The 23,637-nt window shown below is 67.6% G+C and carries 21 protein-coding genes; 6 read left to right on the top strand and 15 right to left on the bottom strand.

Annotated elements, in window-relative coordinates:
• Positions 1-168 precede the first annotated feature (168 nt).
• The 10 genes from ncot_RS07735 to ncot_RS07690 form a co-directional block, all read right to left on the bottom strand.
• Positions 169-891, bottom strand: coding sequence for an SDR family oxidoreductase (locus tag ncot_RS07735; RefSeq protein ID WP_168617089.1), 723 nt, complete (start codon positions 889-891; stop codon positions 169-171).
• A gap of 72 nt (positions 892-963) precedes the next feature.
• A complete protein-coding gene (locus tag ncot_RS07730; RefSeq protein ID WP_168617088.1) occupies positions 964-1,425 on the bottom strand; it encodes a nuclear transport factor 2 family protein in 462 nt (153 codons plus the stop codon).
• 179 nt (positions 1,426-1,604) lie between these two features.
• Positions 1,605-2,372, bottom strand: coding sequence for an SDR family oxidoreductase (locus tag ncot_RS07725; RefSeq protein WP_206065218.1), 768 nt, complete (start codon positions 2,370-2,372; stop codon positions 1,605-1,607).
• 302 nt (positions 2,373-2,674) lie between these two features.
• Positions 2,675-4,264, bottom strand: a complete 1,590-nt coding sequence (locus ncot_RS07720; RefSeq protein ID WP_168617087.1) for an ABC transporter substrate-binding protein — start codon at positions 4,262-4,264, stop codon at positions 2,675-2,677.
• Positions 4,265-4,421: 157 nt separating this feature from the next.
• Positions 4,422-6,764 (bottom strand): arylsulfatase, encoded by a 2,343-nt coding sequence (locus tag ncot_RS07715; RefSeq protein WP_168617086.1) that lies wholly within the window; start codon positions 6,762-6,764, stop codon positions 4,422-4,424.
• 38 nt (positions 6,765-6,802) lie between these two features.
• Complete coding sequence (locus ncot_RS07710; protein WP_168617085.1) at positions 6,803-7,681, bottom strand: SDR family NAD(P)-dependent oxidoreductase; 879 nt, start codon at positions 7,679-7,681, stop codon at positions 6,803-6,805.
• Positions 7,678-9,243, bottom strand: coding sequence for an FAD-binding protein (locus ncot_RS07705; protein WP_168617084.1), 1,566 nt, complete (start codon positions 9,241-9,243; stop codon positions 7,678-7,680). The genes ncot_RS07710 and ncot_RS07705 overlap by 4 nt, the downstream gene beginning before the upstream one ends.
• Complete coding sequence (locus ncot_RS07700; protein ID WP_168617083.1) at positions 9,240-11,606, bottom strand: arylsulfatase; 2,367 nt, start codon at positions 11,604-11,606, stop codon at positions 9,240-9,242. Before ncot_RS07700 ends, ncot_RS07705 begins: the two co-directional genes overlap by 4 nt.
• Before the next feature lie 71 nt (positions 11,607-11,677).
• A complete protein-coding gene (locus ncot_RS07695) occupies positions 11,678-12,856 on the bottom strand; it encodes a sulfotransferase (protein ID WP_168617082.1) in 1,179 nt (392 codons plus the stop codon).
• Positions 12,853-13,050 carry an SDR family oxidoreductase gene (locus ncot_RS07690; RefSeq protein ID WP_206065216.1) on the bottom strand — a complete coding sequence of 66 codons (198 nt, stop codon included), beginning with the start codon at positions 13,048-13,050 and terminating at the stop codon, positions 12,853-12,855. The genes ncot_RS07695 and ncot_RS07690 overlap by 4 nt, the downstream gene beginning before the upstream one ends.
• Before the next feature lie 268 nt (positions 13,051-13,318).
• Between ncot_RS07690 and ncot_RS07685 the strand changes: the two genes are divergently transcribed.
• On the top strand, positions 13,319-14,611 hold the full coding sequence (locus tag ncot_RS07685) for an alkyl sulfatase dimerization domain-containing protein (RefSeq protein ID WP_168617081.1): 1,293 nt from the start codon (positions 13,319-13,321) through the stop codon (positions 14,609-14,611).
• Positions 14,612-14,622: 11 nt separating this feature from the next.
• On the opposite strand, the gene ncot_RS07680 is transcribed toward ncot_RS07685, so the two are convergent.
• The gene (locus ncot_RS07680; protein ID WP_168617080.1) at positions 14,623-15,543 is read right to left on the bottom strand and encodes a hypothetical protein; all 921 of its coding nucleotides are present in this window, start codon (positions 15,541-15,543) and stop codon (positions 14,623-14,625) included.
• A 120-nt stretch (positions 15,544-15,663) separates the two neighbouring features.
• Here ncot_RS07680 and ncot_RS07675 point away from each other — a divergent pair, with 120 nt between their 5' ends.
• Positions 15,664-16,083, top strand: a complete 420-nt coding sequence (locus ncot_RS07675) for a nuclear transport factor 2 family protein (RefSeq protein WP_168617079.1) — start codon at positions 15,664-15,666, stop codon at positions 16,081-16,083.
• On the top strand, positions 16,080-17,039 hold the full coding sequence (locus ncot_RS07670; protein WP_206065214.1) for an alpha/beta hydrolase: 960 nt from the start codon (positions 16,080-16,082) through the stop codon (positions 17,037-17,039). Before ncot_RS07675 ends, ncot_RS07670 begins: the two co-directional genes overlap by 4 nt.
• Positions 17,040-17,046: 7 nt before the next feature.
• Here ncot_RS07670 and ncot_RS07665 read toward each other — a convergent pair whose 3' ends face one another.
• Both ncot_RS07665 and ncot_RS07660 read right to left on the bottom strand, forming a co-directional pair.
• Entirely contained in the window at positions 17,047-17,430 is a 384-nt protein-coding gene (locus ncot_RS07665) for a nuclear transport factor 2 family protein (protein WP_168617078.1), read from the bottom strand.
• Positions 17,431-17,455: 25 nt separating this feature from the next.
• Positions 17,456-18,421, bottom strand: coding sequence for an alpha/beta hydrolase (locus ncot_RS07660; RefSeq protein ID WP_168617077.1), 966 nt, complete (start codon positions 18,419-18,421; stop codon positions 17,456-17,458).
• A gap of 130 nt (positions 18,422-18,551) precedes the next feature.
• Here ncot_RS07660 and ncot_RS07655 point away from each other — a divergent pair, with 130 nt between their 5' ends.
• Positions 18,552-19,559: an LLM class flavin-dependent oxidoreductase gene (locus ncot_RS07655; RefSeq protein ID WP_168617076.1), complete on the top strand. Its 1,008-nt coding sequence runs from the start codon at positions 18,552-18,554 to the stop codon at positions 19,557-19,559.
• A 7-nt stretch (positions 19,560-19,566) separates the two neighbouring features.
• Here ncot_RS07655 and ncot_RS07650 read toward each other — a convergent pair whose 3' ends face one another.
• Entirely contained in the window at positions 19,567-20,487 is a 921-nt protein-coding gene (locus ncot_RS07650) for a hypothetical protein (RefSeq protein ID WP_168617075.1), read from the bottom strand.
• 437 nt (positions 20,488-20,924) lie between these two features.
• On the opposite strand from ncot_RS07650, the gene ncot_RS07645 reads away from it, so the two are divergent.
• On the top strand, positions 20,925-21,746 hold the full coding sequence (locus ncot_RS07645) for a sugar phosphate isomerase/epimerase (RefSeq protein ID WP_168617074.1): 822 nt from the start codon (positions 20,925-20,927) through the stop codon (positions 21,744-21,746).
• A gap of 69 nt (positions 21,747-21,815) precedes the next feature.
• A complete protein-coding gene (locus ncot_RS07640) occupies positions 21,816-22,268 on the top strand; it encodes a nuclear transport factor 2 family protein (protein WP_168617073.1) in 453 nt (150 codons plus the stop codon).
• Positions 22,269-22,373: 105 nt separating this feature from the next.
• Here the strand turns inward: ncot_RS07640 and ncot_RS07635 are convergent, their stop codons facing one another.
• Positions 22,374-23,591, bottom strand: a complete 1,218-nt coding sequence (locus tag ncot_RS07635) for a DegT/DnrJ/EryC1/StrS family aminotransferase (RefSeq protein ID WP_168617072.1) — start codon at positions 23,589-23,591, stop codon at positions 22,374-22,376.
• Positions 23,592-23,637 lie beyond the last annotated feature (46 nt).

Raw genomic sequence — 23,637 nt, 5'->3', positions numbered from 1 at the left:
CGCACACGCCCCAGTCCACCCGGCCACCCGGTCACCCGGCCACCCCGACTGATGGTCCAACGTCGCCATGGTCTTCGCCAACGTCCCGGTGGCCCTAGAGTATGTGAGATCGGGTCCTTGAAGTTGGCTGCTCGTTCACCCGGCAGGGGTGACTCCGGTCGCTGGGGCTCAGTGGTGGACTTCCCCGCAGGTCACGTCGAGGCACTGTCCGGTGACACCGCTGGCCAGGTCCGAGGACAGGAACACCGCGGCGTCGGCGATCTCCTCCGGCGTGGGGAACCGTCTGAGATCAACGGTCTGCGAGACCTGCTCGAAGACCTCCTCAGGTGCGATGCCGAGCTGGTCCGCCCTCTTCCGGAAGAAGCCCTGCACCTTGTCCGACCAGATGTATCCGGGAGCCACCGAGTTGATGCGCACCCCCTTCGGCCCCAGCTCCATGGACAGGCTTCGGGCCGCGGCGAGCAGTGCGAACTTGTGCATCCGATACGCACCGAACCTCAATGCACGGTTGCGCAGCACGACGGAGTTGATCAGGACGACGGCCCCTCGCGCCCGGACGAGATGCTCGGCCATCTTCTGGACCAGGCCTACGGACGCAAGCACGTTGATGTCGGTCCAGTGACGCATGTCGTCGAGGTCAACGTCGAGCAACGGGACCTGGGGCGGCTGCACGAATGCGCTGTTCATCAGGATGTCGATCTTCCCGAACTCGGCCATCGTCAGGTTGACCAGGTTGTCCTGGGCGTCGGCGTCCGAGACATCGGTGGGCACGGCAACCGCTCGCCGTCCGAGTGCCGTGACCTCGTCGGCGACAGCAGCCAGGGTCGATTCGGTGCGGGCCGCAAGCACCTCCGGCCGGGCCACGACCGGCCCGTTCTCCAATGCAGTCATCCAAAACTCCATGCTTCTGGTCGGTTGTCCATTGAGCACCGCTGGCCGTCCACCGGTGACGTGCGGCTGTGGTCAGTCCGCAAGGTGGTCGGCCGTCAACTCGAAGGAGGGCGTGTCGTCGAACGAGGTCTGGAACTCGTAGAGCCTCTCCAGCATCGTCCGGCTGATTCGCCAGGTGCCGTCGGCACCCCGTCGGTATTCGTCGGTGTAGATGCCGGCTCCCTCGACCAGTTGCCGGTTCGCCTTCTGGACGGAGCGAAATCTCAGCAGCCATGTTCCCGATGCCTCGTCCCCGTCGACATCGATCTCGGGGTGGTGGGCGAAGTGCACTGTGAGCCGGGAGTTGTCCATCGCCTTCCGGACGGTCTCCACCAGCTCCGCCGCCGAGTCGAACTCCAGCCCGTTGCCGTACGAGGCCCTGATGTCCGGGTCGAGCGTCGCCTCGAGCAGGCCCCAGTTCCGGGTGTCACCGGCCCGGAAGTAGCGGTACTTCAGCTGTTCGATCGCCTTGATGTCCTCAAGCACATTCGCCATTGCAGTCCTCTCCTCTGTGTCTTCCGGTGGCAAGGTCGGTGACTCCCACCTGGGCCGGTGCGCTTCTCGCCAGGGGCAGGTCAAGCCCGCTCACACTGCCGAGTTCGCAGCAGCAGGCGCCTTGAAGGGGTCTGTCAGCGCCTGGTCCGGGCCGGATGTCGTGTGTCCGAGCTCGCCGACTAGCGCATCACGCTACCGCCGTCGACACCGATCACTTGGCCGTTGACCCAGGTCGACTCTCCACCGAGCAGGAAGGCCGCGGCAGTGGCGATGTCCAGCGGCTCCCCGAGCCGACCGCTGGGGTTGGCGGTGACCGCAGCATCCCAGAAGCTCTCCGAGTTCGTACGCGCACTGGGCGTGTTGACCAGCCCGGGTGCGACCGCATTGCACCGAATCCCCTGACGCCCCCAGCGGGATGCGACATGCCGGGTGAGGGCACCGACCGCCGCCTTCGCCGCAGCGTAGGCGGGTCGCTGGGGTTCTCCGACGAAGGCAGCACCCGAGCTTGTGTTGACGATCGAGCCACCGCCACTGTCGATCAGCCGCGGGAGGGCTTCTCTGATGGTCAGCACATAGCCACGGAGCGCCACCGCCATCGTCCGGTCCCAGACCGCCAGGTCGAGGTCGAGCAGATCGGTGTCCTCCCGAAGGACACGCATGTCGGCGGCAACGTTGAACAGACCGTGCAACTGACCGTAGGTGTCCTCCACGTGGGAGAACGCCCCACGCACCGATTCCTCGTCGCCCAGGTCGACATGCAGAGCCGTCGCCGTACCGCCCTCACTCGCGATCGAGCGGGCCACCTGCTCTGCAGCCTCCATCGCCACGTCGGCGACAGCGACGGCGGCGCCACGCTCGGCCAGTAGCTGGGCTGTCCGTGCACCGATTCCGCTGCCACCACCGGCCACGAGGACGACCTTGCCGTCCATCGATGAAGTGGCGCTCATCGGAGGTCCGATTCCGGGTCCGGCCCCCGCGCGGGAAACGGATGACCGAGAGGAAACACGTTGATGCCCTGACTCATGAGTGCTCCGGATTCAGTGGGGCGAGCGCCAAGACGACTCGCAGAGGTGGGTGTGTCAATCGAGGGATCGCTTGTCCGTCAAGCATCCAGAGGCGCTGCTCCCGATTGCGGGGAGCCTCACGGTCGCTCTCCACGGGTCACCTCGAGATGTGAATGGGGCCGTGGGTGAACGGGGATTCCAGCACCCATTCGCCCACGGCCCGCGCTTGTTCCCGTGAGGTCTCCCTACTTCGTCAGGTAGACCTCGCGGAAGTCCGCGACGCCGCCGTTCACCGACGCAAGGTCGTCGAGACCCTGGACGTTGGGCGTCGACATGAAGCCCCCCACGCCCTGCCACAGCGGCGCGTAGAGCGCCTTCTCCGAGGCGTAGTCGATGATCTCGGCGGTCCGGGCAGCCCGGTCATCCTCGCTCATCGTCGAGTCGTCGAGACCGGTGGACATCGTGGCGATCTCAGGATCCGCCCCCACGCTCCAGACCGGGTTGACGAACAGTCGCTGCACCCACGAGTAGGCGTCGATGGACGGAAGGCTCATGTACATGAGCTCGGCGTCCGCCTTGCCCTGGGCCCACTCGGTCACGAGGGTGTAGACGTCGACGTTGCGCAACGTCACGTTGATCCCGACGTCCTTCAGGTTCGACTGGATCGTCTGCGCGGCAAGTGTGAAGACGCCCACGTTCGCGACCGCGATCTCGCCCCCGTCGAGGCCGTCCCCGTAGCCGGCCTCCTCGAGGAGTTCCCTGGCCTTGTCCGGATCGAACGAATAGTCGTCCTCACGTGCCTCGTCGAAGCCCGGAAGGCCGTCCGGCCAGGGCTGGACACGAGCCGCCGAGTCCGGCATGAAGGCCTCGACCAGTGCCTCACGGTCGATGGCGTAGTTGACTGCCTGACGCACCAACTGGTCGTTGTAGGGCTTGCGGGTGTGGTTGAAGTTGAGCCCCACCATGTTCAGCACCCCGTCCATCACGGTGTGCTTCAGCTTGCCGCTGTCGATGTCGGTCTGGAACCGGTCGACACCGCTGCTCCACACGATCAGGTCGGCCTGACCACCCTTGAGCGCATTCGTCGTCGCCTCAGTGTCACCCAAGGTGCTGATCGAGACGGTGGCCGACTGACCGGTCTTCGGGTCCCAGATGCCACCCTCATCAGTACGCCGCTTGTAGGTCACCTTCTGGCCCGGCTGGAACTCATCGATCACGTAGGCACCCGTGCCCACCGGGTGCGTGGAGAGATCCTTGCCACCCAACGCCTTCGGCGAGATCATCACGCCACCCAACTCGCTCGAGAGCGCCGAGAGAACCGTCGTGCTCGCCGACTTGAGGTCGAGCTTCACCGTGCTCGGGTCCACCACCTCCACCTTCGCAATGCCAGCCACGTTGGCACCCAACGCCGTTCCCGTGGCGCCGATGTAGTTGTCCAGGTTCGCCTTCACCGCATCCGCGTCGAACGGCGTCCCATCACTGAAGGTCACCCCTTCCCGCAGGGTCAGGGTCAACGACTTGCCATCAGGCGAGAACTCCCACTCGGTCGCCAACATCGGCTCGTACGTGGCCTGGGCACTGACCTGGATCAGGCGGTCATAGACCGGCCAGGTCGCAATCAGCAGCTGGGCCGGCTCCGGCGCCAGGTGCGGGTCCAACGACTGGGTCACCGGATAGGCGATCCGCAGGTGGGCGCTCCGGTCAACCTCGCCGGAGTCAGAGTTCGCCCCCGAGCTCGTCGCACCGCCACACGCGGCCACCAGCGCCGCCACCGCCACCGCGGCACAAGTGACGAGGAAGGTTCGACGCCTTCTTCCGCTTCTCATGGGCTCCATCTCAGTCCTCTCTCACGTCGGCTCGATCGACCAACGACTGCCGCGACGATAGGAGCGGACCAGCTCGCCGGCGGATGTGATTCCGGTCACTGGGACACAGTGGCTGGAATCACATCCGCACCGGTCCCGACGGGCGGCACTTTGTGTGCGGACCCGGTCAGTGCACCTTCATCACGAGATCGCGGGCCTCCATCGGATCCGGGGCATCGGCGCGATCGGCGAGCTCGATCCGGATCCGCTCGAGCACGCCGCGATAGGCATTGTCAGCCGGCAGCGCGGCGTACTCCTCGGTGACCGGAGTGCCACGATTGCACCCCACGTCCATGGTCTCGTCCATGGAGAACATGAATCCGATCGTGTTCTCCAGTCGACCCGATCCGCACGGGTCCCCATCGATGGTCACCACGACACTGGCCCCCTTGCCGACTCCTCCGCCGTCGTAGGAGACCGAGAGGCCGACTGTGTGGGCACCCGTGGGGACCTCACGCTCGCCACGCACCCACGTACGCTCCCCACCGCGGTTGTAGCAGTAGACCGGTCGTCCGTCACGGACATAGAACGACCACCCACTGAACCGCCCACCCTGGGCGATGAGCACACCGTCGGCACCGGCCTCGGGCACCACCACGTCGGCGCTGAGCTCGAACGAGGTGTTCTTGACGTTGGGTGCCACGCCCTCACGCAGTCCGTGCATCGACGGTCGCAGTGTGATGGAGCGTCGGTCGCCGAGCAGGTCCGGGTGCGGCGCCGCGGCAGAGTCGAACCTCTCCTGCATCCGGTCGTCGAGCGGCAGCACCTGGTAGCGCGCAGCCTCCACCAAGAACTTCGCCTTCAGCTCCTCGAGCTTCTCGGGGTACTTGTCGGCGACGTTCTCCGCCTGGGTCCAGTCCGACGAAGTGTCGTAGAGCTCCCAGACGTCCTCGGCGAACGGGACCTGTGGCTGGCGTGGCATTGCCCACGGCATCTGGTTGTGCCGGGTCGACGCGGTCCAGCCGTGGTCATAGATGCCGCGGCTTCCATGGATCTCGAAGTACTGCGTCGTGTGTCGCTCGGCCGCGTCCGCGTCGTCGAAGGTGTAGCCGAACGATGCGCCCTCCATCGGGGCCTGCGGCACCCCGTCGACCACGTCGGGCACCGGGATCCCAGCCGCCTCGAGCACCGTCGGAGCCAGGTCGGTGCAGTGGTGCCACTGGTGACGGACCCCGCCGCCGGCGATCCGTTCCGGCCAGTGCACGATCATGCCGTTGCGGGTGCCACCGTAGTGGGAGGCGTACTTCTTCGACTGCTGGTAGGGGGTGTTCATCGCGAGTGCCCAGCCGACCGGGTAGTGCGGGTAGGTCATCGGTCCACCCAGCTCGTCGAGCTGGCCGACGATGTCCTCGACCGAGCTGGGGATTCGGTTCAGGGGACGCACGAGGTTGGCTGACCCGTACAGCCCACCTTCGGCAGCCGCCCCGTTGTCGCCGAGGATGTAGACCACCAACGTGTTGTCGAGCTGTCCGAGCTCCTCGATGGTGTCGAGCAGCCGGCCGACCTGGGTGTCCATGTGCTCGGCGAACTCCGCATAGAGCTCCATCAGCCGCTCGCACACGAGCCGCTCGTCGTCGCCCAGGCTCTCCCAGTCCGGCACGTCCGGATCGAAGTCCGGGAGCGTGGCATCGTCGGGCACCAGGCCGAGCGCCTTCTGCCGAGCCAGCGTCTGCTCTCGTTGGGCATTCCACCCGTGCGCGAACTCGCCGCGTGCACGACCCCGCCAGGACTCGGGGACGTGCAACGGGTCATGGCAGGCACCGAAGCTCACGTAGCTGAACCAGGGACGATCGGGTTCGAGCGAGCTGACGTTCTCGATCCAGGTCGCCGCTTGGTCGACGATGTCCTCCGAGAGGTGGTACCCCTCCTCCGGCGTCCGTGGCGGATCGATCGGGGTGAACCCGTCGATCAACGCAGGCGTGTACTGGTTGGTCTCGGCGCCGATGAAGCCGTAGAAGCGGTCGAAGCCCTCATTGAGCGGCCACCTGTCGAACGGCCCGGTCTCGCCCATCTCCCACATCGGTGTCTGGTGCATCTTCCCGAAGGCACCGGTCTGGTAGCCGTTGCCGGAGAGGATCCGCGGCAGCGTCGCCATCGAGTCAGGTCGGATGCAGTCATAGCCGGGAGAAGAGGTCGCCATCTCCGGGACCGTGCCCATGCCCGCGCTGTGGTGGTTGCGGCCCGTGAGCAGGGAGACCCGGGTCGGCGCACAGATCGCGGTGGTGTGGAACCGGGTGTAGCGCAGACCGTTCTCGGCCAGCCGCTCGGCGGTCGGCATCCGACACGGTCCGCCGTAGGCGGAGGACGCGCCGAACCCCATGTCGTCGACCAGCACGACAAGGACGTTGGGAGCACCTGCGGGCGGCGAGATCCGCCCCCGCACCGGATAGCCCGGGCTCTGGTGGGCACGGTCGACCGACGGAGTGATCGTCGCGGTCGGCTCGGGGACGGGAAGGATTCTGCGGTTCACGTGGGAACACTCCTGTTGAATTGAGTTGAGGTGGGCGATCAGTCGACGACGGCGCTGTTCCAGGTGGTCGGGTTGCCGAGGAAGCCTCGCGGTGAGGTCGGCACCGAGCCGTCCACATCGGTGACGCCAAGGGCGCTCCCGATCTCTGCACCGACGAGGATCTGGCCGGACCAGGTCATTCGCTCCGGAGCGTCGGCGAGGGCGGCAATCACGCGCCCGGTGAACTCCGGCGACTCCGCCAGCGCGGTCATGGCCCCGTAGCGCTCCGGATCCGCGTCGAAGGCGGCCGCGGTGCGCTCGGTCCGGAGCAGGCCCATCCAGATCGAGACCACGGCCACGTCGTGCGGCCGGAAGTCGACTGCCATGTCGTGGGCCATCTTGTCGACGCCGGCCTTCACCGCGCCGTACGCCGGCCCGTGCATGTAGCAACCGCCTCCGAAGGAGGACGTGTTCACCACCAGCCCGGCGCCGCTGGCAACCAGCAGCGGCGCGGCGTGGTGGCTGGCCACGTAAGTCGATCGCAGCCCGACGTCGAACTGGTCCTGGAGCGCCAACGGCTTCTCCCAGAACGGGCCCTTGTCAGCGAGGTGGTCGGGGACGACATATGCGTTGTTGACCAGCACGTCGACGAGGCCGTGCTCCTGACGGATCCGGTCGAAGAGCGCAGCCACCTGGACATCGTCCGAGTGATCGCAGATCACCGGCACTCCCCTGCCGCCGCGTCGATCGATCTCCTCCGCCGTGGCACCGACCGTGCCCGGAAGTGGTGCGTCTCCCTCATTGCGGGAGCGCCCGGTCACATAGACGGTTGCACCGGTCTCGCCGAGGGCGAGCGCAATCCCCTTGCCTGCACCCCGGCTCGCACCGGTGACCACGACCACGCGTTCGGCGGCCGGGCGCAGGTCCAGGCCGGTCATGCAGCGGGACCGGCGGATCCCGCCATGTCGAGCGCGGCGAGATGACTGAAGACCATGCACGAGCCGATCGGGTTGCCGCCTCCGGGATAGACCGTGCCGCTGACGGCGGCCATCGAGTTGCCGGCTGCGTACAGGCCCTTGATGACCTTCCCTTCCGCATCGAGCACCCGGGCGGAGGCATCGGTGCGGAGACCGCCCTTGGTGCCGAGGTCGGAGATGCCGAAGGCGGCTGCGCGGAACGGGCCCTTCTCGATCGGCACGAGCGGCGATCCACCTTCGGAGAAGGCGCGGTCGTAGGCCTCGTCACCCCGGTGGAAGTCCTCGTCGACACCGGACTCGGCGAACGTGTTGAAGCGGGCCACGGTCGAACTCAGCCGGTCGGCAGGGACGCCGATCTTGGCGGCCAGCTCCTCGATGGTGTCGGCGCTGACCCACAACCCGGCGTCCTGGTAGTCGGCCGTCTCCCCCATCGGAACGCTCGTGGAGCGGACCGGGGGGCGCTCACCGTCACGGTCGTCATAGATCATCCAGAACGGCAGCGTGACCGTGCCGTCGACCATCCGGTCGATGACCACCCGACCGAGGCGGTCATAGGCCCACGACTCGTCCACGAACCGCTCGCCGTTGTCGTCGACGAAGATGCCTCCGGTGAACCACAGCGAGAACGTCGAGCTTCCGTCAGGGTGGGTGAGCCCCGGGGACCACCACGCCTCCGACATCAGGTCGACGTCGGCGCCGACATCGATACCGGCCTGGATTGCCTTGCCCTGGTTGGTGTTCGGACCCATCGCGTCGCGCGAGGTCCCGGGCACGCCGTACTTCTGCCGCATCTCCTCGTTCTGCTCGAAGCCGCCAGCGGCGATGAGCACGCCCCGACGAGCACGGATCCGGCGGCGTACGCCGTCCTGCGTCACGACCGCGCCGACGACGGTGTCGCCCTGGCGGACCAGCTCGTCGCAGCAGGTGTTCAACCGCAGGTCGGCGTTGTCCTTGCGGGACAGCGCCAACAGGTAACGGCCGACGAGGGCCTGGCCACCGATGATCATGTCGGGCAGCGGCTCGCCCGCACGTTCGACCGGCAGGGTCGGGCGCAGCGAGTCTCGCAGGGAGCCGAGCACCTCGGCCTGCAGCGGCTTCATCATGATGTGCCGACCCGTCGCGCTGGACTTGGGGGCCGACCCGAAGTAGTCCGGCCACGGCCACACCATGAACTCGAAGTCGTCGTCGGTCTCGAGATAGTCGACCAACGCCGGCCCGGTCGCCAGATAGGCATCCTGGAGCTCCACCGGGGTCCGGTCACCGACCACGGCGCGGTAGTAGGTGCGGGCGTCCTCGGGCGTGTCGGTGCTGCCGTCGCGCCGCAACGCGGCGTTGTTGGGGAACCACATCCCGCCACCTGAGTAGGCAGTGGTGCCACCAAAACTGTCGGAGGCCTCGACGAGGATCACCGACAGGTCCTCACGGGCGGCGGTGTAGGCGCCCGCGAGGGCACCACCACCGGAGCCCACCACGAGCACATCGCACTCGTCGTCCCAGGTCTGCTGCGTCTGTGCTGTCGTCATTCGAAGGCCATCCCGATCTCTCGTTGTCTTGCCAGGGTCTCGGGCCCCGTGCCGGGCGCTTGCTCCCCCGGGGTCCAGGTCACCGAGTGCAGGTCTCCGCTCCAGGCGAAGCTCCCCTCGGCGTCGTACCGTTCCCACGACACGGGTGATCCCCGGTCGATGCCGATGTCGATGCCCTGGAACATCGCCTGCCCCATCGGCATCACCAGCCCGTCGGCGCGTCCGCGCTCGGTGCCGTCGACCAGGACTCGTGCGTCCACGTGCAGGCCACCGGCGAGCGCAGTGGCCTCGAGCACGATCTCTCGGCGGCCGGCATCGAGACGGCCCAGGTCGAGCACGTCCATCTGACCGGAGTGGTTGTGGAAGTAGGAGAGTCGGTCGCGGTCGACCGAGAGCGAGTAGCCACCGCTCTGGCAGCCGTGGGCGAACAACACTCCTCGATCACCGGGACGGAAGTCGAGATCGACGGTGACGGTGAACGATCGCCGGTAGACGAGCATCAGTGATCGGTAGCGCTCCAGGGTCGGCGTCCCGGGCACCAACCGCACTGGCCGCGCGAAGGCATCCTCCCGCTCGGGCCGCTGGGTCCGCATCAGGCCGGAGCCCTCGTTCATCGGAAACACCTGGTTCTCCCACGCCGCACGCTCCCAGCGGGCAGCGAGCTCCGCCACGAGCTCGGGATTCTCATCCGCCAGGTCATGGGTCTCGGTCGGATCGTTCCGCAGGTCGTAGAGCTGCCACTCGTGGTCACCGAACGGAGTCAGTGCCCGGTGGCGGGTGACGATCTCCCAGCCGTCGCGGTAGTAGCCCCGGTGGCCCTGCATCTCGTAGTACTGCTCCTGGTGCGTCTCGGGTGCCGTGGCATCCGAGAGCGACCCCAGGAAGCTGCTTCCTGCGAGCGGCTTCAACGGCACCCCGTGGCGGTGGTCCGCAGCGGTGGCCCCAGTGACCTCGAGGATTGTCGGGAAGAAGTCGGTGACGTGCACGTACTGGCGACGAAGGCCCCCCGCAGCGCCGGGCGCGTCAGCCACCTTCCGTGGCCAGCTCACGATCGTCGGCACCGAGTGCCCGCCAGCGTGGGTGTTGGTCTTGTAGAGCCGGAACGGCGTGTTCGAGGCCATCGCCCACCCGCGCGGATAGTGCGGCAGGGTGCGCGGACCGCCGATCTCGTCGATGTGCTCGAGATCCCGCTCGAACTCCTCGTCCATCCCAGCACCGCCGCCGTGATAGTGGCGCAGGACGTCGAAGTACTGGCTGCTGCCCTGGGTCTCTCCGTCACGGGAGGCGCCGTTGTCCGAGGTGAAGAGGAGGAAGGTGTTGTCCCACTCGTCGATCTCCTCCAGAGCGGCGCGGAGGCGTCCGACGGAGGTGTCCACGGACTGCACCATGGCGGCGTACACCTCCATGTAGCGGGCGAACACCTCCTTGCGCGCGGGCGGCAGGTCGTCCCACGCCGGAACCTCGTCCCCTTCCTCGCTGTTGCGTGGCGAGAGCGGAGTGCCGGGCTCGACGATCCCGAGCTCCTGCTGACGCGCGAAACGTTGCTCACGAATCCGGTCCCACCCGGCCTCGTACGCCCCCCGGTGTCGCTCGATGTCCGCGGCCGGCGCGTTCAGCGGCGCGTGCACGGCGCCATGGGCGAAGTAGAGGAAGGCCGGCTTGGCCGGGTCGGAGGCCTTGACCGCCCTGATCATGGCGATCGCCTCGTCGGTGAGGTCGTCCGTGAAGTAGTAGTCCTCGGCGTGGTCGGTGGGCGTGATCCGACTGTTGTCGCGGTAGAGGGCATGCGGATGGAACATGTCCGTCATCCCGTCCATGATCCCGTAGAACCGGTCGAAGCCCCGCTGCAGCGGCCAGGACTTCCGCGATCCGGTGTCGGTGACGTCACTGTCCTTGCACAGGTGCCACTTGCCGACCATCAGGGTCGAGTAGCCGTTGTCCCGCAGCACCTCGGCGATCGTGCTGACGTCGTCCGCGAGTTCCATCGCGTGGCCCGGGAAGCCGGGGTCGGCGTGCGCCACGTAGCTGACCCCCGCCGCGTGCGAGTTCCGTCCGGTCAGCAGCGCGGCCCGGGTTGGCGAGCACATCGGGTTGACGTGGAAGTTCGTGTAGCGAACCCCCTCCTCGGCCATCCGGTCGAGGTGGGGGGTGGTGATCTCCGACCCGAAGCAGCCGATGTCGGAGAACCCCATGTCGTCGACGAGCACGACCACCACGTTCGGCGCCTTCGGCTGTGCCTTCGGCATCGGTGGCCACCAGGGCTCGGAGCCGGCGATCGTGCGGCCGATGCTGCCCTCGAAGCCCAGATACGCACGGCTCTGCTGCGGAAGGCCCTCCGGGACACCACGGGAGTCAGCGGTCATGTGGCCATGCTCACGTCTGGACCACCGGACAGGCCCATCGCATCCCACTGATCAGGACGTCGAAGGACGTTTCACCTCGTGGTTGAGCGGACCTGTGGGTGGGCCTCGAGATAGGCACCGAACCGTTCGTCGATCGCAGCCTGGCTGAGCCCGTAGTCGGCCAGCTCGTAGTGGTGGTTCGGGTCGCGATGGCCCAGGTGGCTGGCCTCGTCGGCGGCCCTGACCGCCGTACGCGCGTCATCGGTCAGGCTCTCGCCGAGCCGGTCGTAGACACGTTCGACCGTCGCCATGGGGGATGCGACGAACTCGTCGTAGTACACGTCGAGGAACTGGGCCTCGTCGTGGCGGGCACGAGCGGCCATCGCCTTCTCCACCCCGGTGGCGTAGTAGTCGAGCTGCCCCTGACCGATCAGCGCACCCTCGTAGGTGTGGGACTGCCCGGGCACCAGCTTCTCCAGCACGCTCGAGATCGAGGGGATGCAGGTCTCCGGGGCCCGGTGGGTCCAGATCACCAAGGCGTCCGGATAGACGCGGAGCAGCTCGTCGAGGTTGTGCAGGTGGCCCGGGTTCTTCAGCACCCACCGCTTGTCGGGGACGGTCATGCCGATCAGCTGCAGGTTCTTGCGGTTGCGCTCGAGGGCCGGCACCCAGTCCTGCTCGGCCAGCCACTTCGCATAGGTCGGCACGTTGGCCGTCGCCACCCACATGTTGCCCATGAACGACTGCTGGGACAGCAAGTCGCACTCCTCAGGCGCGTCCGCCGCGACGAAGTGGATGTGCGCGAACTCGGGGCGGCTGTACGGAGTCTCCTTGATCTTCGCGTCGATCATCTGGAAGACCGGGTGCTGTGGCCAGGTCTCCCGAGGGGGCCGAGGCATCGGCACGTTCGCGAGCCACAGGTCGAGTCCTTGGTGCTCTGCGGGAGCGCAGAGCAGTCGGTTCAGTGCCGTGGTACCGGTCCGGGCGACACCGGTGATGATCACCGGTCGCTCGATCCGTACGTCGGCGTGGCCCGGGTGCTGCGACCAGGCGGACTGGCTGAACAGCCGGGCGGCGAGTGCGCCGACGAGTGCGCCGAAGTGGTACTCCGCACCCAGCTCGGTGAAGTCCGCGTCCTGGTCGTAGGCCGTGGTGAGCACCTCCAGGGCCTCGAGGTAGGAGGAGCCGCCGAAGTCCTCGAGTCCGGTGTGGGCGGTGGCCGTCTCGTGCAGCCGATCGATGATTCCGGCGCCGAACATGGAACTGCTCATGGGGTTGCTCCTTCGTGTGCGTTCGGAGGGTTCAGAGGATCTGGTCGGCGTAGTCGCCGAGCAGGACCTTCGGCAGCACCGGCCGTCCAGCCGCCGTCGACCGCGATCTCGGCTCCGGTCGTGTAGGAGGCCTTGTCGGAGAGCAGGTAGACGATCGCTCCCGCGATCTCATCAGCAGCACCGACTTGCTCCATCGCGGTCCCGGGAAAGTTCGCCGCGCCCTCGACCAGCTGCGCGGACTCGGCAGCCAGTCCTCCTGCAACGACACGTCATGGGGCAGGAAGGTCGCCGTGTCGCCCACCTGGGCTGCGGCCTTGGCGCCCTTCGCCATGAGAACCACCTTGTCCGCGACCTCTGCCATGGCCCACTCCATCCTCTGTGACCAGTGACCGGGATCGTACCGATTAGGCATACTTCTAACAAGTACTTTGAGGATGTCCACCAGCCCTAGGAGTGAGAGCCATGACCCGCAACGATGCGACCTCCGCCGAGATCCCGGCGTCCATGCAGGACTCGATGGGACTCGCGTTCGCCGCCTGGACCGCGCCCGCCGGCAAGGCGATCGAAGTCGCCCCCCGCACCTGGCAGGTGTGTGCCCATGTCACGAACGTGAGCGTGATCGAGACCGATGAGGGCCTGGTCCTGGTCGACTGCGGCCTGCCGAAGGACGGCCCCGAGCTGCTGGCGCTGGTCCGCTCGGTGACCTCCGCGCCACTGCACACGGTGATCTACACGCACGGTCACATCGACCACGCCTTCGGCCTCAGCGCCTTTCTCGAGGAGGCGGGCGAGAACCGGCCGCGGATCATCGCCCACGAGAACCTGGTCGGGCGGTTCCAGCGCTACGCTCGCACCGCCCCGTACAACGCGACGGCGAACAGTCGGCAGTCCGGCGGACCCGGTGCCGGGCGACCCGCGACCTGGTGGCCGAGCCAGGAGGACGAGTTCCACTGGCCAGACACCACCTATCGCGACTCACTCACCTTGGAGATCGGTGGCGAGACGATCGTGCTCAACCACGCGCAGGGAGAGACCGACGACGGCACCTGGGTGTGGATTCCCGGGCGACGACTGGCCTGTGTCGGCGACCTGTGGATCGACGGCTTCCCGAATGCCGGCAACCCGCAGAAGGTGCAGCGCTATGCCGAGGAGTGGGCCTGGTCCGCCCGTAGGATCGCCGAGCACGATCCGGCCGTCGTGATCCCCGGCCACGGGATGCCGCTGACCCATCGCGCCGGCATCCAGGAGCGGTTCACCAACATGGCGCGCTATCTCGAGCTGCTCACCAGCTACACGATCGACGCCCTCAATGCGGGCCTCGACCACAACGCGATCGTGACCGGCTTCGAAGCGCCCCGCGAACTCGCGTCGTTGCCCTACCTCCAAGCCGTCCACGACCGTCCCGAGTTCGTGATCCGCAACCTGATCCGCCGCTACGGTGGGTGGTGGAACGGTCGCGCCGCCGACCTGATGCCGCCTCGCACGGAGGACCACGCACGTGAGGTCGTGAAGCTGGGTGGGGGTGCGGATGCCTTCGTACGGCGGGCGAGGGATCTTGTTGGTGAGGACCTGCCCCTCGCCTGCCAGCTGGCCGAGTGGGCGGTGCTCGGGGATCCCGACAGCATCGACGCTCACCGCTGTTTCATCGAGGTCTTCGAGCGCAGGCTGGCCGGCGAGACCGCCTACCAGGCGCGCGGCATCTACCGCACGGCGATGAATGCGTCAGCCGAGCGGATCAAGGATCTCGAGGGCTGACGGAGACACCTTCAGAACCGCCCCCTCGGGTCGCTGACCCCCGGTCCTGTGGAGACCAGCTCGAAACCACCACCGGGAGTGGCGTAGACGGTCAGACCCTCCCCCACGCCGTCACCGTCGGTGGCATTGGCGACCGCGATCTTGTTGCGAGCGTTGCGCTCGACATCGAGGACGATCTCGGCCAGCTCGTCGTCGCCGAAGTGCTCGTGCAGCCGGCTGGCGAGGCCGGACGGGAACTCTCCCGGGGACATCAGCACGGCGTCGGTCAGCGCCAGCGCCAGCTCGTGCCGCTCGTCGAACCCACCGGAGGCGTGGTCGTCGATCCTGGCGAACATCTCCTCGTCGCCTCCCGCCGCCAAGGCATCGGCATGCCGCAGCGCCTGGCACATCCGGCAGTTGTGGATCCGGGCACCGCGCAGCCGAACCAGCTCGGTGGTCAACGGATCCAGCGCATCCAGCCGGGCGATGTCGCGGGTCATCAGGTTGAGGGCGTCGGGCAGCGGGGCGAGCGGACCGGGATCGATCCGCTCGAACGGATCGATCCCGAAGAGCTGGGCGTAGGCAGCCCGCAGCCGCAGCTCGACGTCGATCGCGTAGAGCACGTTGACCAGGACCGGCGCATCGGGGCCCATCGCCGCGCGGATCATCGCGCGCTGCTCGTCATCGACCTCCGAGACGTCGAGGACGAACTGCTCCGCCATCGTCAGAACTGCCCGGTCGGCCCGGTCGAAGAGCTCCGAGGTCGGCCAGGCGGGCAGGTGAGCCCGGCGGTCGTGCCGCTCCGCTGGGCGCCAGGCGTCGTCGACGCCGAGCAGATGCGCCATCCGCGGCCTGGCCAGCGCATACAGGGCCGGGTCCAACGCATCGGCTGCGGAGGCGAAGACGGCAGCGGTGCGGGTCAGTGCTTCGGTGGAGGTCACGTGGTCCGTCATCGTGACAGCGTGCACCGCACGCGGTGCATCGCGCCTCCTGGTCCTGTCCATCGGGACTTCCGAGCGGTGACTCCTGCCAGCCGACGATGATGGCCGGCAACGTCCATCGAAGGAGCACGCATGGCCGACCTCCAGACCATCTCTGACCGGATCGAGATCGCCGACGTCATCACCCGCTACACCAGGGCGATCGACACCGGAACCTGGGACGGCCTCGACACCGTCTTCACTCCCGACGCCCTCATCGACTACACCTCGGCCGGAGGAACCAAGGGCTCCTTCCCGGAGATGAAGGCGTGGCTGGCCCGGGTGCTGCCCCGCTACGTACGACGCCAGCACGTGATCGGTCAGCTCGCCGTGACGTTGGAACCGGACGCCGCGGCCGTGACCGCGTACTTCAGCAACCCCATGGTGCACATCGGTGAGGACGGCTCGGAGCTGCTCACCGACTGCGGCGGCTACTACCACCACCGCATGATTCGTACGCCGGACGGCTGGCGTTCGTGTGAACTGGTCGAGGAGACGGTTTGGACTCGATGAACCTACGCAGCGATGTGGTGGATGTCGGTGCGATCCGGATGCGCTACGTCGAGCAGGGCACTGGCCCGGCCGTGGTGATGTGCCATGGCTTCCCGGGCCTCGCCCACAGCTGGCGCCACCAGCTGCCGGCACTGGCTCGGGCCGGCTTCCGTGCGATTGCCGTCGACATGCGTGGCTACGGGGGCACCGACCGGCCCGAGAACCCCATCGACTACGACCGGGCCAGCACGGTGGGCGACCTCACGGGACTCCTCGACGCGCTCGGCCTGGACGATGCCGTCTTCGTCGGCCACGACTTCGGCGCCGCCCTGGTCTGGGACCTCCCACAATGGGCACCCGGACGGGTCCGGGCACTGGTGCAGCTCAGCGTGCCGCGGGCGAAGACCTCGCCGATCCTGCCGAGCACGGCCTTCGCCTCGCTCGCGCGCGACCACTTCTTCCACATGCACTACTTCCAGCAGTACGGCGTGGCCGATGCGGAACTTACCGCCGACCCCGGCGGCTTCCTGCAACGGGTGTTCTGGGCGCTGAGTGGTGGTTACCGCTACACCGACATCTTCGCCCATCCCAGCGAGGGCAACGGCTACCTCGACGTTCTGCCGTCGGCACCTGAGCTGCCCTGGCCTTGGCTGACCCAGGAGGAGCTCGGGCACTACGTGGAGACGTTCACCAGCACCGGCTTCACCGGCGGCCTCAACTGGTACCGCGCAGCCGACCACATCTGGCGCGAGAAGCAGGAACGACCCGACGAGCCGATCACGCTGCCGGTCTGCTTCGTCACCGGTGACCGCGACCCGGTGCAGCAGATCACCGGACGCGATTCCGTGGAGGCCATGCGGGCCTCGGTTCCCGGCCTGCGCGAGACACACTTCCTCCCCGGGATCGGTCACTTCCTCCAGATGGAGGCGCCCGACGAGGTCAATCGGATCATGGTGGACTTCCTGCGCACGCTCTGAGGACCGGTCAGCGACCCTCCGTGGGGTCCGCCTGGCTGTCGGGGAACACCACGATCCCGGAGATCAGGCCGTCGTCACTGACCGTGATGATGTCCGTGGCTGCGATCGACCGAATGCCGTCGGGTGTGGGGACGTCCACCCCGATCTGGAAGGCGCCGCGGTTGCCGACCACGGTGACCGGTCCGAGGCGGGTGAGCTTGAAGCCGATGTCCTTGTACTGGTCGAGGAAGCCGAAGATCTCGTCGTGGCCATGTCGTACGGGCGTGCCGGCCGGCTCCTCGTGGCTCGCGTCCGGCGCGAACAGTGCCACGGTCGCGGTCGGATCTCCGACCGACATCGCCGCAATGTAGGCATCGCACGCAGCAATCACGGCTTCTCGGGTCGAACTCATCCATCTGCTCCTTGGGTTGGTTGTCTCAGTCCATGTCGGCGAGGAATGCCAGCATGGCCTCGTTGACCGCAGCCGGGCTCTCCATCTGCATCAGGTGACCGGCTCCGGGCACGATCCGTACGTCGCGCACGTCGCTGTAGTACTGCTGGAACCGCTCGAGTGGGTCCTTGCCGTGGAAGACCGCGAGGTCGATGTCCTTCTCACTGCCGACGAAGTAGTAGGGCACCGTGATCCGCTCGCCCTCGAACTGCTTGCGCTGCTCCCACCGGATGTCGCCCACGCGATACCAGTTCAGCCCACCGGTGAACCCGCTCGCACTGTAGTTCTCGACGTAGAGCTCCAGCTCGGCCTCACTGAGCCACGACCACGGCAGCGGCGGCGCCTCGTCCATCGCGTCGATGTAGGTGGTGCCCGGTGGGTGCTGCCAAGTGTTCAGGTAGTTGCCCGACCCCGAGAGGGTGTGGAAGACCTTCGTCAGGAACTCCCGGGGAGCGGCATCGAGATCGCGATCGGACGGACCCGGCTCGGTGAAGTAGGCGATGTGCTGGAAGTGCTTCCGCCCCGCAGCAGCCGCCATCTCCAGGGGTGGCTTGTCGGTCCAGTTCAGGAACGGGTTCTGCAGCCCGATCAGCGCACGAACCCGCTCGGGATGCAGGTGCGCCAGGTCGTAGGCCGCAGTCACCCCGAAGTCCAGACCACTGAAGACCGCCTTCTCCTCGCCGAGGTGCTCGAGCAGCCCGGTCAGGTCCGCGGTCAACGCCGGCAGGTCGTAGTCGCGGAAGTCGGCCGGAGCGGTGGTACGACCCATCCCACGCATGTCCGGGGCCACCACCCGATGGCCCGCCTCGGCGATCGGCCCGATCTGGTGGCGCCAGCTGTACCAGAGATGTGGGAAGCCGTGAAGGAGGACCACGAGCGGGCCTGACCCCTGCTCGACATAGTGCACGTCCAGGTCGTTGATGCGGGCGTACTGATGGGTCCATCCGGCCACGGTTGCCTCCTCGTCGCCTCGAACGTAGGGACCCGGCCCAGCCTGCGCAGCCCCGGTCCCGGCCAACGGGACCGGGCCGCAGCACGCCCGGTCAATGCTCAACGATCCCGGTAACCGTCTAGGAGGATTCATGCCCCGCACCGGAGTTCGCTTCACCTTCGCCCTTCCCGAGCCCGACCCCGTCCAGCAGTCCCAGGTCTTCCGCACAGCCATCGAGATGGCCCGATTCGCGGACGCCAAGGGCGTCGACATGATCAGTCTCGACGAGCACCACGCCAGCGGCTTCGGCTGGAGCAGCAACCCGATCCTCACCGGCGGCATGATGCTCTCGAACACCGAGCGGATCAGGGTCGGAGTCGCGGCAGCGCTCGGACCCCTGTGGGACCCGATCCGTCTCGCCGAGGACCTCGCTGTCGTCGACCAGGTCAGCGGCGGTCGGATGTCGGTCACGTTCGGCCTGGGCTACCGCCCGGTCGAGTACGCCGCCCTGGGCAGGGACTACCACCAGCGAGGCAAGCTGATGGACCAGATGCTGGAGACCCTCCTGAAGGCTTGGACCGGTGAGCCCTTCGAACACAACGGCGACACCGTGGCGATCACTCCCCGGCCCCTGACCCAGCCGCACCCCTACATCCTGGTCGGGGGGTCCGCGAAGGCGACCGCCCGTCGAGCGGTGAGGTTCCGGCTGCCCCTTCAGATCCCCGACCACATCCCGGAGCTGAAGTCCTACTACGAGGACCTGTGCCGCGAAGAGGGCATCGAGCCCGACGTCAACATGGTCGCCGCACACCGGCCGGGCATGGTCATCCTGCACGAGGACCCGGAGAAGGCCTGGGCGGTGCTGGGCAAGCACCTGATGTGGGAGGCGGTCGAGTACGGTGCCTGGGCAGCCTCCGACATGAAGTCGGTGATGCACGTCCGCGGCGTGACCGACATCGAGCAGGTCCGCGCGTCCGGTCGCTACCGGGTGCTCACGCCCGACGAGCTGCTCGACGATCTGTCCCAGCACGGTTCAGAGGCCTCGGTCACCCTGCACCCGCTGGTCGGCGGGATGCCGATCGACGAGGCGTGGAAGAGCCTGCACCTGCTCACCGACGAGGTGATCCCGCAGCTGGTAGGACGCCGATCGACGTCCTGAGACCGACTCAGTTGCCGAATCGCTGCTGCACGTGGCGGCGGCGTACGGCGATCTGGGCGGTCCGCTGCTCCGCGTCCAGTCGCGGAGTGTCGGAGGGCAGGACCTGGTCGAGCTCGGCGAGCTTCACCACGACCGCGTGCGGTCGTTCCGAGGTCGGGAACGACGCCACCGCAGCGCCGTCGAAACGCATCAGGATCATCCCGTCCGCGCGACCCACGGTGTCCAACCAGTTCGGTACACCCGGGTCACGGCCGCACACCACGAACCGGTAGACGCCGTCCGAGTCCAGGTGCGCCTGGTCGCCGGAGAGGCTGCTCTGGCGGTTCGCGTACTCCAGGGACGAGTACCACGGGTCGGTGAGCTGGATGCCCTGGTAGTGCCCTGCCCACGGCCATGCCGTGATGACCAGGGCCTCGTCGTCGGCCAGGTCGAACCGGCCCGAAACCATCCATCGACCGGGAACGCCCCCTCGGGTTCCCGGGTCGAACGGATCATTGAGCCGGTTCGCCGCCCGTGCGTAGGACTGCGTCGTGACGGCCGGCCAACATCGCGTCTGCACCTCCAGATCGGCGGCAGCGGCCCGGAGTCGCTCGGCCAGCTCGGCGGCACCCAACGGCGGACGCAGGTCTCCCTCGTGGCCGACCCGGTCGATGTGGACCTCACCCGGCGACCGGGCAGCCCCCCAGTCGCTGTAGATCTGGCGCACCAGCATGCGGGTGGCATCGGCCGGGTTCTCCAGCCAGTTGCCCGGTCGAGGATCCAGTGAAGCGATCACCTCGAAGGTGCCGTCTTCCTCGACGTCGAGGTCCTCGAAGGCCAGGTAGGACGCCATCCGCCCGTTGAGATAGGGGTCGCCGGCATACACCTGGAACTCCAGCCGGCGCGCGTCACCGATCGTGCCCCAGACCCGGTAGGTCTCTCCCGGCACCAGGCGGGAGATGAGGTAGCGCTGGTGGGGTTGTCAGCGCCCTCACGGATCCGGGTGTCCATCACCCGGAAGAAGGGGAACAGCGGGTCGAAGAGGACGTGTTCCTCGAGCCTGGCGAGCAGCATGCCCAGCAGGAACGTGTGCGCACCTGCCCGGTTGTGCTCGTCGGCGTAGAACTCGTGCCCACGCAGCTCCCCGGCGGCAGCGGCGACGGCCGTCAGCAGTCCGTCGAAGGAGTCGGCAACATCGTCGGTGGTCATCGTCCACTTCCTTCGCTAGCGGTTCGGCAGGGCGTCAGTCTGTGGAGCCGATGACGACGACCCCGAGACGTTCCCGTTCACTGGGACGAACGTCCGGCCCTCTGCTGCTCTCCGCGACGGTCGACCCGACCCGTCCTGACGCCCGCGAATGAGCAGCCTCCACAGAGGAGTTGGCAGTTGACCTTCACATCGAGCTCCTCCCTCGGCCGCGACGACCTGGTGCTGTGCGCGGGAACCGTCCTCGGGACCGACTTCCTGACGCGGGTCGAGGTCGCGGCGGCGACCGGCTACCGCGGCGTCACCCTGCGGGTCGGCGAGTGCGGAGCTGCGCTGGCGTCGGGCGCGGCGGAGATGCTGCGCGTGCTCGACGAACATGACGTCGAGATCGCCGAGCTCGACGGGATCACCGATTGGGCGGGGCACCACGACGAGGACAGGAGCCGGTTCGATCCGATGTGGTCCGTGGTCGAGGAGGTCGGTGTCCGCGCGCTCAACGTGATGGAGATGGGCACGGCGCAGATGCCGGTCGAGGCGTACGCCGAAGGGTTCGCCTCCCTGTGTGACCGGGCCGCGGACTCGGGCACCCTGGTCGGGTTGGAGCCCCTCCCCTGGACCGGGATCCCGGATCTGGCCCGTGCGGCCGACATCGTCCGCGCAGCGGGACGTCCGAACGGGGGTCTCACCGTCGACACGTGGCACCTGTTCCGCGCTGGCCACGGCGTTGCCGAGCTCACCGCGGTGCTCGACCTGGTGATCGGCATCCAGGTCAACGACGCCCCCACTGCACCCATGTCCGACCTGCTCGTGGAGACCCAACATCATCGACTCCTGCCCGGCCGTGGGGATGCTGCAGTCGCGAACACCCTGCGTGTCCTCCGTGACGCCGGCATCGACGCGCCCCTGGGCGTCGAGGTGATGTCGGACGCGCTGGCCGCCATGACGCCCATCGCGGCCGCAGCCCTCGCGGCCGAGGCCGCCCGCGAGGTGTCCGGGCCCTGAGGCCCCATTCCCGGATCCGCAGCAGACGCAACGGACGACAACAGACGGCAGAGGACGAGGAGTTCACCCATGCAGACCACCTACGAGGACGAACGCGAGATCAACCGGTGCATCATACGGTTCGCACGCGCCATGGACGATCGGGATTGGGCCGAGATCGAGAAGATCACCGTGGAGGATCTCACCGCCGACCTCGGCACCGGCGCCCTGGGCAGCCGCGGCGAGGTGATCGCGCTGATGCGCAGCTTCCTCGACGACTGTGGCACCACTCAGCACCTGATCGGCAACGTCCTGATCGAGATCGAGGGCGACACCGCCAGCAGCCGCGCCTATGTCTCCGACATGCACCTCGGCACCGGTGCCCTCGAGAGTCAGACCTTCCGCACCCTCGGCGACTACCACGACCGGTGGCGCAGGACAGCGGACGGATGGCGGATGACCCACCGGACCAAGCTCAACCGCGGAAGCCTCGGCGATCACGCCGTGCTCGGACAAGGGCCCTCCGGCTGGTCGGCCCCGTAGCTGGGTGACGTCGGTCCTGGTCTCGGTCAGCTGTGGATGGGCGCGACAAGGCAGGTCCGCTGCACAGGTCCACCAGAGCATGCTGCCCCGCGGGCACTCCTCAGCTCACGCGTGCTTCTCCGCGATGGACGCGATCGCGTCGACGATCCGCTGCACGTGCTCCGGCGGCAGTCCGTGACTCATGCCCAAGGTCATGCCGCGCTCGAAGACCTCGTCGGCCACGGGCAGACCGTCCTCGGGGATGCGGTGCTCGATGCCGGCCATCATCGGGTGGCGGGTGATGTTCCCGCTCCACACCGTTCGGCTGTCGATGCCGCACTCGTCGAGGTGCTCCTGCAGGTCGCTGCGGGTGAAGGGCGCGTCCGCGTTGACCATCACGGGGTAGCAGAGCCACGCGGTGTCGAGGCCCTCGGTCTCCACCGGTGTGGTGAAGAACTGCGGGTAGCGGGCGTACACCTCGGTGAAGGCCTGCCAGGTCGCCTTGCGGGTCTTGTAGTTCTCGCCGAGCTTGTCGAGCTGCACGACGCCGTACGCCGCACCGAGCTCCTGCGGCTCGAAGTTCCACGAGAGAGTGTCGAAGATGAAGTCGTTGTCGTAGTCGACCCCGTCGAGGTCTTCGCGGAACACCCTGCCGATGCCGTTGCCGAAGAGGTTCGGCTCGGAGCGACGGCCCCAGCGGCGCAGCAGAAGGGCCTGGTCGCGGGTCTCGACGTCGTCCATCATCACCATGCCGCCGGTTCCGGCGCAGGTGATGATGTGCGCCATCGAGAAGCTGGTCGCCACGAGATCGGCGCGGGCGCCGGTCGGGGTGCCGTGCAGGGTGGGGCCGAGGGCATCACAGGAGTCCTCGATGACCTTGAGACCGTGCCGGTCGGCGACGTCGCGGATCTTGTCCCAGTCGGGACAGTTCCCCGCCAGGTTGGGCACCAGGATCGCCACCGTGCGGTCGGTGACCATGGCCTCGATCTTGTCCTCGTCGATGTTGAACGTGTTCGGTCGGACGTCGACGAAGACCGGCACCAGGCCGGCGCGCACGATCGGGGCCACGTCGGTGGAGAAGGTCAGGGGCGACGTGATCACCTCACTGCCTCTCGGAAGGTCGAGCAGCTCCACCGCCAGGTAGAGGGCCGACGAGCCGGAGTTGCACATCACGCCGTACTGCTTGCCGGACAGCGCGGGGACCCGGCGCTCCAGCTCGAAGACGGACTTGCCGATGCGCAGGCCCTGGTGGCCGCGGTTGAGGACTTCGAGCACGGCATCGACCTCCGCCTGCCCATGGGTGGCGCGGGCGTAGGTGATGCGCTCGGTGGCGACGTCGGACATTCGTTCTCCTTGGAGGTGAGGTTCGTCAGCGGCTGGAGTGGAGGGG

It is taken from the genome of Nocardioides sp. JQ2195 (genome assembly GCF_012272695.1).
Taxonomy (GTDB): Bacteria; Actinomycetota; Actinomycetes; order Propionibacteriales; family Nocardioidaceae; genus Nocardioides.
The sequence above is the reverse complement of the archived record's forward strand: the minus strand, read 5'-3'. Positions and strand labels throughout refer to the sequence as shown.

What these genes read in the sequence shown, in the direction of transcription:
- ncot_RS07635 (WP_168617072.1), bottom strand. Translation starts at nt 23,591, where the DNA reads ATGTCCGACGTCGCCACCGAGCGCATCACCTACGCCCGCGCCACCCAT.
- ncot_RS07665 (WP_168617078.1), bottom strand. Translation starts at nt 17,430, where the DNA reads ATGAGTTCGACCCGAGAAGCCGTGATTGCTGCGTGCGATGCCTACATT.
- ncot_RS07720 (WP_168617087.1), bottom strand. Translation starts at nt 4,264, where the DNA reads ATGGAGCCCATGAGAAGCGGAAGAAGGCGTCGAACCTTCCTCGTCACT.
- ncot_RS07680 (WP_168617080.1), bottom strand. Translation starts at nt 15,543, where the DNA reads ATGACGGACCACGTGACCTCCACCGAAGCACTGACCCGCACCGCTGCC.
- ncot_RS07725 (WP_206065218.1), bottom strand. Translation starts at nt 2,372, where the DNA reads ATGAGCGCCACTTCATCGATGGACGGCAAGGTCGTCCTCGTGGCCGGT.
- ncot_RS07710 (WP_168617085.1), bottom strand. Translation starts at nt 7,681, where the DNA reads ATGACCGGCCTGGACCTGCGCCCGGCCGCCGAACGCGTGGTCGTGGTC.
- ncot_RS07655 (WP_168617076.1), top strand. Translation starts at nt 18,552, where the DNA reads ATGCCCCGCACCGGAGTTCGCTTCACCTTCGCCCTTCCCGAGCCCGAC.
- ncot_RS07695 (WP_168617082.1), bottom strand. Translation starts at nt 12,856, where the DNA reads ATGAGCAGTTCCATGTTCGGCGCCGGAATCATCGATCGGCTGCACGAG.
- ncot_RS07685 (WP_168617081.1), top strand. Translation starts at nt 13,319, where the DNA reads ATGACCCGCAACGATGCGACCTCCGCCGAGATCCCGGCGTCCATGCAG.
- ncot_RS07640 (WP_168617073.1), top strand. Translation starts at nt 21,816, where the DNA reads ATGCAGACCACCTACGAGGACGAACGCGAGATCAACCGGTGCATCATA.
- ncot_RS07735 (WP_168617089.1), bottom strand. Translation starts at nt 891, where the DNA reads ATGACTGCATTGGAGAACGGGCCGGTCGTGGCCCGGCCGGAGGTGCTT.
- ncot_RS07730 (WP_168617088.1), bottom strand. Translation starts at nt 1,425, where the DNA reads ATGGCGAATGTGCTTGAGGACATCAAGGCGATCGAACAGCTGAAGTAC.
- ncot_RS07690 (WP_206065216.1), bottom strand. Translation starts at nt 13,050, where the DNA reads ATGGAGCAAGTCGGTGCTGCTGATGAGATCGCGGGAGCGATCGTCTAC.
- ncot_RS07705 (WP_168617084.1), bottom strand. Translation starts at nt 9,243, where the DNA reads ATGACGACAGCACAGACGCAGCAGACCTGGGACGACGAGTGCGATGTG.
- ncot_RS07675 (WP_168617079.1), top strand. Translation starts at nt 15,664, where the DNA reads ATGGCCGACCTCCAGACCATCTCTGACCGGATCGAGATCGCCGACGTC.
- ncot_RS07670 (WP_206065214.1), top strand. Translation starts at nt 16,080, where the DNA reads ATGAACCTACGCAGCGATGTGGTGGATGTCGGTGCGATCCGGATGCGC.
- ncot_RS07700 (WP_168617083.1), bottom strand. Translation starts at nt 11,606, where the DNA reads ATGACCGCTGACTCCCGTGGTGTCCCGGAGGGCCTTCCGCAGCAGAGC.